Annotated in this window: 1 protein-coding gene; it reads right to left on the bottom strand. The window is 74.0% G+C overall.

Annotated features, from left to right (window positions below; genetic code table 11):
• Positions 1-415 (bottom strand): hypothetical protein (locus KDK95_RS35160; RefSeq protein WP_212522664.1); only part of this gene is annotated, 415 nt, incomplete at both ends.

Raw genomic sequence — 415 nt, forward strand, 5'->3', positions numbered from 1 at the left:
GTCGAGGTGCTCGCGGCGGCGGTTCCGGGTGCGGGTGCGGACAGCGCGATGGCGAGGATGCCGCCGGGGGCCAGGTGGCAGGCGGCGGCGCGCAGCGCCGGGTTCGCGAACTCGTAGAGCAGGTCCAGCGGGTGGTGCTCGAGGGTTTCCTCGGGGCTGTTCTGGATCTCGAGGACGGCCAGGTGGACCTTGCCGCGGCGCGGTCGGGGACGGGTCGCGGTGTGCGGATCGTGGCGGTCGGGCAGGGGTTGGTAGGCGAGGATGCGGTTGTCGTTGCAGAAGCCGCGCGAGTCGGCGGCGACGACGGACTGGTGCGGGGTCGCGTACTCGGTGACCACGCGGTGCAGCGCCCAGGCGGGCAGGACCGCGGGGGCGGTGTCCGGATCGAGCGAGGGGCTATGGAGCGGGGGAAGCC

It is taken from the genome of Actinospica acidithermotolerans (assembly GCF_018139625.1).
Taxonomy (GTDB): domain Bacteria; phylum Actinomycetota; class Actinomycetes; order Streptomycetales; family Catenulisporaceae; genus Actinospica; species Actinospica acidithermotolerans.